The organism is Rhodococcus sp. NPDC057014, from assembly GCF_042673295.1.
In the GTDB taxonomy this organism is placed as follows: Bacteria; Actinomycetota; Actinomycetes; order Mycobacteriales; family Mycobacteriaceae; genus Rhodococcus_F.
The window spans coordinates 1-6,371 of sequence record NZ_JBHUSF010000421.1 but is presented as its reverse complement, the minus strand read 5'-3'; the positions used below and the strand labels follow the sequence as shown (position 1 = coordinate 6,371).

Below are 6,371 nucleotides of genomic sequence, written 5' to 3'. Positions count from 1 at the left end.
ACCGGCGGCGCGGACGGCGTCGGCGACGATGTCGCCGACGTTCTTGAGGTGGACGTGCCCGGGAACGAACTGCGTGTACGAGTTGGCGATCGCGACGATCGGCTTCCCGAAGTCGGAGTCGGTCATTCCGGTGGCGCGCCACAGTGCGCGGGCGCCTGCGGCATTTCGTCCTGCGGTGGTGGTTCGGGACCTCAGCGGGGGCATGAGCGTATTCCTTAGTCAGCGTACGGAAGTACTGACAAACGCTACTCGCGCACTATTCCCCGTCTGTGTCCGGCCGGTTCTTCGCCGGTTGCCCGCCGTTCGATTCGGCGTCGGCGTGCCGGGCCGCTTCCTCGGCCGCGGCCGATGCCGCGTAGGGGTCGGTGATCCGGCCGCCGCTTGCTTCGGCGATGTCCGGGAGTCGGTCGAACGTGACGACGGGAAGGGTGACCTCGCCGCCGTCGGTCAGTGTCGCCCGGGCCCAGCCGCGCTTGGGGAAGCGGAATCCGGTGATCTCGGACCATGCGAGGGACCGTCCGCCGAACAGCCGGCGCACCTCGATTCCGTCGGGGGTGACCGTGGTGCGCACCCTCGCGACCCAGGCCACCGCGAGGATCGGGGCGATCACGAGCCAGCCGAAGGCGGCGGGCCAGCCGAAGATCGGGAACGACACGGCGAACAGGAGGAAGGCGCATCCCAGATAGGCCAGGGGAGAAATCCGGATGACCTGCTTGGGCGGCTTCGTCGTGTGGGATGATGATTCTGGTGGCACGGGCTGCTGCGGAGTTGACACCTCTACATCTTCGCACCGCAGCCGACGTATCTCATATTCTGGGACGGCCGACTCACCAAGTTGACTGTTCACCATTAGCGCGCCTACCGTCGAGCGCGTGAAACAGAATGAGTTGCTCGTAATCGGCCGGCGCGTCGTCGCCTGAGTCGATTTCTTCAACTCGCCAGATAACGACGCGCCACCCTCGTACAGCATCAGCTGACGGGGGTTTTTTGTTGCCCGGAGCCAGAATCAGAGGATTTCCCAGTGAGCGCACCAACCGCACGGCCTCAACCCACGCCGCGCAAGTCGGGGGCAGCAAGCCCGACGACCGCGGCCGCCGCGACTCAGACCGGTAGCCGCCGCCAACTCGCCCCCGAGCGGGTCAGTGGCGCCCAGTCCGTGGTCCGAGCCCTCGAGGAGCTCGAGGTCGACACGGTATTCGGCATTCCGGGTGGTGCCGTTCTGCCTGTCTACGACCCGCTCTTCGACTCGAAGAAGGTCCGGCACGTGCTCGTCCGTCACGAGCAGGGTGCAGGTCACGCCGCCACCGGGTACGCCCAGGCGACCGGCAAGGTCGGCGTCTGCATGGCGACGTCCGGTCCCGGCGCGACCAACCTCGTGACGCCGCTCGCCGACGCGCAGATGGACTCCGTTCCGGTCGTGGCCATCACCGGCCAGGTCGGCCGCGGGCTCATCGGCACGGATGCGTTCCAGGAAGCCGACATCTCCGGCATCACGATGCCCATCACCAAGCACAACTTCCTCATCACCGACGGCGTCGACATCCCCCGGATCATCGCGGAGGCGTTCTACCTCGCCTCCAGCGGCCGTCCCGGCGCGGTGCTCGTCGACATCCCGAAGGACGTCCTCCAGGCGCAGACCACGTTCTCGTGGCCGCCGGAGATGCGGCTGCCCGGATACCGTCCCGTCACGAAGCCGCACGGCAAGCAGGTCCGCGAGGCCGCTCGCCTGATCGCCGACGCGAAGCATCCGGTGCTGTACGTCGGTGGTGGCGTGGTCAAGGCCGAGGCGTCTCCGGAGCTGCTCGAACTGGCCGAGCTCACCGGGATTCCGGTGGTCACCACCCTCATGGCGCGCGGCGCGTTCCCGGACAGCCACACGCTGAACTGCGGCATGCCCGGCATGCACGGCACGGTCGCGGCGGTGGCGGCTCTGCAGCGCAGCGACCTGATGATCACGCTGGGCGCGCGCTTCGACGACCGGGTCACCGGTCAGCTCGATTCGTTCGCCCCCGACGCCAAGGTCATCCACGCCGACATCGACCCGGCGGAGATCGGGAAGAACCGGTACGCGGACGTCCCGATCGTGGGCGACTGCAAAGAGGTCATCGTCGAGCTGATCGAGGCGATCAAGGCCGACCTGGCCACCGGAACCACGCTGGACCTCACCGAGTGGTGGGCGTACCTCGACGGGATCCGCCGCACGTACCCGCTCAGCTACGACCGTCCCTCCGACGGCGCGCTGTCCCCGGAATACGTGATCCAGTCGGTCGGCAAGCTCGCCGGTCCCGACGCGATCTACTGCGCCGGCGTCGGCCAGCACCAGATGTGGGCCGCGCAGTTCGTCAACTACGAGAAGCCACGCACCTGGCTGAACTCCGGTGGTCTCGGCACGATGGGGTACGCCGTGCCCGCCGCGATGGGTGCCAAGATGGGCATGCCCGACACCGAGGTGTGGGCCATCGACGGTGACGGCTGCTTCCAGATGACCAATCAGGAACTCGCCACCTGTGCGCTCGAGGGCATCCCGATCAAGGTCGCGCTCATCAACAACGGCAACCTCGGCATGGTGCGCCAGTGGCAGACGCTGTTCTACGACGAGCGGTACTCCAACACCAACCTCGGCACGCACGGCGCCGTCCGGATCCCCGACTTCGTCAAGCTCGCGGAGGCGTTGGGCTGCCACGGGATTCGCGTCGAGCGCGAAGAGGACGTCGAGGCGGCGATCCGTGAGGCACAGGCCATCAACGACAAGCCGGTGGTGATCGATTTCATCGTCGGCGCCGACGCCCAGGTGTGGCCGATGGTCGCGGCGGGCACGAGCAACGACGAGATCATGGCGGCGCGGGGCATCCGTCCGCTGTTCGACGACGACGAGGCGGCCGCCGAGCCGGCCGTCATTCACGAGGCCATGGAGCGCGAGCAGCGTTCGGGCACTGCCGCAGCGGCCGGGGAGGAAGATCAGTGAGCACCAGCCACACCCTCAGTGTTCTCGTCGAGGACAAGCCGGGCGTGCTGGCCAGGGTGGCCGCGCTGTTCTCCCGTCGTGGGTTCAACATCGAATCGCTCGCCGTCGGTGGCACCGAGCTTCCCGAGATCTCACGCATGACCATCGTCGTGACCGTCGACGAGTTCCCGCTCGAGCAGGTGACCAAGCAGCTGAACAAGCTCGTGAACGTCATCAAGATCGTCGAGCAGGACGGTGAGGCCTCCGTCGCCCGCGAGCTGGTGCTGATCAAGGTGCGAGCCGACGCCAGCGTGCGCACGCAGGTGATCGAGACGGTGAATCTGTTCCGCGCCAAGGTGATCGACGTCTCCCCGGAGTCGGTCACGATCGAGGCGACTGGAACGCGATCCAAGCTGGATGCGCTGCTGCGGATGCTCGATCCGTACGGCATCCGGGAGATCGTGCAGTCCGGGGTCGTGGCCGTGGGACGGGGGCCGAAGTCCATCACGGCCACTCGCTAGTACTTTAGATACGCAAATCCAAGAAAGAGGTTGAACTGTGGCAGTCGAGATGTTCTACGACGACGATGCCGATCTGTCGATCATCCAGGGCCGTAAGGTCGCTGTGATCGGTTACGGAAGCCAGGGCCACGCGCACTCGCTGAGCCTGCGCGACTCGGGCGTCGATGTGCGTATCGGTCTCAAGGAAGGCTCGAAGTCCCGCGCGAAGGCCGAGGAGCAGGGCCTGACCGTCGGTACCCCCGCCGAGGTCTCGGAGTGGGCCGACGTGATCATGGTGCTCGCACCCGACACCGCGCAGGCGTCGATCTTCAAGGAGGACATCGAGCCGAACCTGAAGGACGGCGACGCGCTGTTCTTCGGACACGGCCTCAACATCCACTTCAAGCTGATCGAGGCTCCGGCAGGCGTCACGGTCGGCATGGTCGCCCCCAAGGGCCCGGGCCACCTGGTGCGTCGTCAGTTCGTCGACGGCAAGGGTGTTCCCGCGCTCATCGCGATCGACCAGGACCCGACGGGTGAGGGCCAGGCTCTCGCGCTGTCCTACGCCAAGGCCATCGGTGGCGCCCGCGCCGGCGTCATCAAGACCACGTTCAAGGAAGAGACCGAGACGGACCTCTTCGGCGAGCAGGCCGTGCTGTGCGGTGGCACCGAGGAACTGGTCAAGACCGGTTTCGAGGTCATGGTCGAGGCCGGCTACGCGCCCGAGATGGCGTACTTCGAGGTCCTGCACGAGCTCAAGCTCATCGTCGACCTCATGTACGAGGGTGGCATCGCCCGCATGAACTACTCGGTGTCCGACACCGCGGAGTTCGGCGGCTACCTGTCCGGCCCGCGCGTCATCGACGCCGGCACCAAGGAGCGCATGAAGGCGATCCTCGCCGACATCCAGTCGGGTGAGTTCACCCGCCGTCTCGTCGCCAACGTCGAGAACGGCAACACCGAGCTCGAGGGCCTGCGCAAGGCCAACGCCGAGCACCCCATCGAGGTCACCGGAAAGAAGCTGCGCGACCTGATGAGCTGGGTCGACCGGCCGATCACCGAAACCGCCTAGGTTTCACCGCTTTACAGTTCCACCGCAACACCGGCCCGATGTCGCGTCGGCCTCGTCGGAGGTCCCGCAACGGCATCGGGCCGGTGTTGTTTCGTGCCCGTTTCCGTTGTTGCAGGCGTCCACTATGTGGTATCGCGGACCAGGATGCGGTTTCCCTGTGAGGGCGGACTAAGCTGTGTGTGGTTAAAACACCCCCACACCCACCTATTCAGGGAGTTTGCACGTGAGCCAGCCAGGCCGTCCTGTAGTTCTGATCGCCGACAAGCTCGCGCCGTCCACCGTCGAGGCATTGGGCGACGGTGTGGAGGTGCGATGGGTCGACGGACCTGATCGCCCGGCCCTGCTCGCGGCGGTGCCCGAGGCCGACGCGATCCTCGTCCGTTCCGCCACCACCGTCGACGCCGAGGTCCTGGCGGCCGGTACCAAGCTCAAGATCGTCGCCCGCGCCGGCGTCGGCCTCGACAACGTCGACGTGCCCGCCGCCACCGAGCGCGGTGTCATGGTCGTCAACGCCCCGACGTCCAACATCCACACGGCCGCCGAGCACGCCGTCGCGCTGATGCTCGCCACCGCCCGCCAGATCCCCGCCGCCGACGCCACCCTGCGCGACCGCGAGTGGAAGCGCAGCAAGTTCAACGGCGTCGAGATCTTCGGCAAGACCGTCGGCGTCGTCGGCCTCGGCCGCATCGGACAGCTGTTCGCGCAGCGCCTCGCCGCGTTCGAGACCCACGTCATCGCGTACGACCCCTACGTGTCGGCCGCGCGCGCCGCGCAGCTCGGCATCGAACTCGTCACCCTCGACGAACTGCTGAAGCGCGCCGACCTCATCTCCGTGCACCTCCCCAAGACCCCCGAGACCAAGGGGCTGCTCGGCACGGAGAACCTGGCGAAGACGAAGAAGGGCGTCGTCATCGTCAACGCCGCCCGCGGCGGCCTGATCGACGAGGCCGCGCTGGCCGAGGCCATCAAGTCGGGTCACGTGCGCGCCGCGGGCCTCGACGTGTTCGAGACCGAGCCGTGCACCGACAGCCCGCTGTTCGACCTGCCCGAGGTCGTCGTGACGCCGCACCTCGGCGCGTCGACGAGCGAGGCCCAGGACCGCGCGGGCACGGACGTCGCGAAGTCCGTACTGCTCGCTCTCGCAGGCGATTTCGTCCCGGACGCCGTCAACGTGTCCGGTGGCGCCGTGGGCGAGGAAGTTGCCCCGTGGCTCGAAATCGTCCGCAAGCAGGGTGTGCTTCTCGGCGCCCTGTCGGGCGAACTGCCCGTCAGCCTGTCCGTCGACGTGCGCGGCGAGCTCGCCTCCGAGGACGTCGAGGTGCTCGCGCTCTCGGCTCTGCGCGGCGTGTTCTCCGCCGTCATCGAGGACGCGGTCACGTTCGTCAACGCCCCCGCCCTCGCGGAGGAGCGCGGTGTCACGGCGGAGGTCACCAAGGCGGCCGAAAGCCCCAACCACCGCAGCGTCGTGGACCTGCGCGCCGTGTTCGGCGACGGCAGCGTCCTCAACGTCTCGGGCACGCTGACCGGCCCGCAGCAGGTCGAGAAGATCGTCAACATCAACGGCCGCAACTTCGAATTGCGCGCCGAGGGTCTCAACCTGCTGGTCAACTACACCGATCAGCCCGGTGCGCTGGGCAAGATCGGCACGCAGCTCGGCAATGCCGGCATCGACATCCAGGCCGCGCAGCTCAGCCAGGACGCCGAGGGCGAGGGTGCGACCATCCTCCTCCGCGTCGACCAGGAGGTGCCGAGCGACGTGCGGGACGCGATCTCCACCGCCGTCGGCGCCACCAAGATCGAGCTCGTCAACCTGGCCTAATCCCCACTGTGCGCGTGCCACGACCCTGTCGTGGCA

The 6,371-nt window shown here is 67.4% G+C and carries 6 protein-coding genes; 4 read left to right on the top strand and 2 right to left on the bottom strand.

Translation table 11 applies throughout. From position 1 onward, the window contains the following. Together ACFTZB_RS41540 and ACFTZB_RS41535 are read right to left on the bottom strand one after the other, a co-directional pair. Window positions 1-204: dihydroxy-acid dehydratase (locus ACFTZB_RS41540; protein ID WP_378441158.1), on the bottom strand; the 204-nt coding region annotated here is incomplete at its 3' end. Window positions 205-256: 52 nt separating this feature from the next. Continuing rightward, on the bottom strand, window positions 257-754 hold the full coding sequence (locus ACFTZB_RS41535) for a PH domain-containing protein (protein ID WP_378441162.1): 498 nt from the start codon (window positions 752-754) through the stop codon (window positions 257-259). Between the two features lie 267 nt (window positions 755-1,021). Here ACFTZB_RS41535 and ACFTZB_RS41530 point away from each other — a divergent pair, with 267 nt between their 5' ends. The 4 genes from ACFTZB_RS41530 to serA all read left to right on the top strand — a co-directional run bounded on the left by ACFTZB_RS41530 (window position 1,022) and on the right by serA (window position 6,335). Further along, entirely contained in the window at window positions 1,022-2,965 is a 1,944-nt protein-coding gene (locus ACFTZB_RS41530) for an acetolactate synthase large subunit (protein WP_378441156.1), read from the top strand. Continuing rightward, a complete protein-coding gene (ilvN, locus tag ACFTZB_RS41525; RefSeq protein ID WP_015890233.1) occupies window positions 2,962-3,465 on the top strand; it encodes an acetolactate synthase small subunit in 504 nt (167 codons plus the stop codon). Before ACFTZB_RS41530 ends, ilvN begins: the two co-directional genes overlap by 4 nt. Window positions 3,466-3,514: 49 nt before the next feature. Further along, on the top strand, window positions 3,515-4,516 hold the full coding sequence (ilvC, locus tag ACFTZB_RS41520) for a ketol-acid reductoisomerase (RefSeq protein ID WP_378441160.1): 1,002 nt from the start codon (window positions 3,515-3,517) through the stop codon (window positions 4,514-4,516). A 223-nt stretch (window positions 4,517-4,739) separates the two neighbouring features. After that, window positions 4,740-6,335: a phosphoglycerate dehydrogenase gene (gene serA, locus ACFTZB_RS41515; protein WP_378441154.1), complete on the top strand. Its 1,596-nt coding sequence runs from the start codon at window positions 4,740-4,742 to the stop codon at window positions 6,333-6,335. Window positions 6,336-6,371: the final 36 nt, after the last annotated feature.